Source organism: Enterobacter cloacae complex sp. IR5422 (assembly GCF_049238165.1).
GTDB classification, from domain to species: Bacteria; Pseudomonadota; Gammaproteobacteria; order Enterobacterales; family Enterobacteriaceae; genus Enterobacter; species Enterobacter roggenkampii.
In genome coordinates, this window is record NZ_JBMKHT010000108.1 from 1 (window position 1) to 1,369 (window position 1,369).

The 1,369-nt window shown below is 53.1% G+C and carries 1 rRNA gene; it reads right to left on the bottom strand.

The annotated features are described in order from the left end of the window. Positions 1-1,369, bottom strand: a 23S ribosomal RNA gene (locus ACOTXT_RS22425); the annotation flags it as partial.

Here is a 1,369-nt window from a genome sequence, read left to right on the forward strand (position 1 = left end):
TTAGCTCAACGCATCGCTGCGCTTACACACCCGACCTATCAACGTCGTCGTCTTCAACGTTCCTTCAGGAGACTTAAAGTCTCAGGGAGAACTCATCTCGGGGCAAGTTTCGTGCTTAGATGCTTTCAGCACTTATCTTTTCCGCATTTAGCTACCGGGCAGTGCCATTGGCATGACAACCCGAACACCAGTGATGCGTCCACTCCGGTCCTCTCGTACTAGGAGCAGCCCCCCTCAATTCTCCAGCGCCCACGGCAGATAGGGACCGAACTGTCTCACGACGTTCTAAACCCAGCTCGCGTACCACTTTAAATGGCGAACAGCCATACCCTTGGGACCTACTTCAGCCCCAGGATGTGATGAGCCGACATCGAGGTGCCAAACACCGCCGTCGATATGAACTCTTGGGCGGTATCAGCCTGTTATCCCCGGAGTACCTTTTATCCGTTGAGCGATGGCCCTTCCATTCAGAACCACCGGATCACTATGACCTGCTTTCGCACCTGCTCGAGCCGTCACTCTCGCAGTCAAGCTAGCTTATGCCATTGCACTAACCTCCTGATGTCCGACCAGGATTAGCTAACCTTCGTGCTCCTCCGTTACTCTTTGGGAGGAGACCGCCCCAGTCAAACTACCCACCAGACACTGTCCGCAACCCGGATTACGGGTCTACGTTAGAACACCAGCCATTAAAGGGTGGTATTTCAAGGACGGCTCCATGCAGACTGGCGTCCACACTTCAAAGCCTCCCACCTATCCTACACATCAAGGACCAGTGTTCAGTGTCAAGCTATAGTAAAGGTTCACGGGGTCTTTCCGTCTTGCCGCGGGTACACTGCATCTTCACAGCGAGTTCAATTTCACTGAGTCTCGGGTGGAGACAGCCTGGCCATCATTACGCCATTCGTGCAGGTCGGAACTTACCCGACAAGGAATTTCGCTACCTTAGGACCGTTATAGTTACGGCCGCCGTTTACCGGGGCTTCGATCAAGAGCTTCGCGTTACCGCTAACCCCATCAATTAACCTTCCGGCACCGGGCAGGCGTCACACCGTATACGTCCACTTTCGTGTTTGCACAGTGCTGTGTTTTTAATAAACAGTTGCAGCCAGCTGGTATCTTCGACTGATTTCAGCTCCACCCGCAGGGGCTTCACCTACATATCAGCGTGCCTTCTCCCGAAGTTACGGCACCATTTTGCCTAGTTCCTTCACCCGAGTTCTCTCAAGCGCCTTGGTATTCTCTACCTGACCACCTGTGTCGGTTTGGGGTACGATTTGATGTTACCTGATGCTTAGAGGCTTTTCCTGGAAGCAGGGCATTTGTTACTTCAGCACCGTAGTGCCTCGTCATCACACCTCAGCGTTAA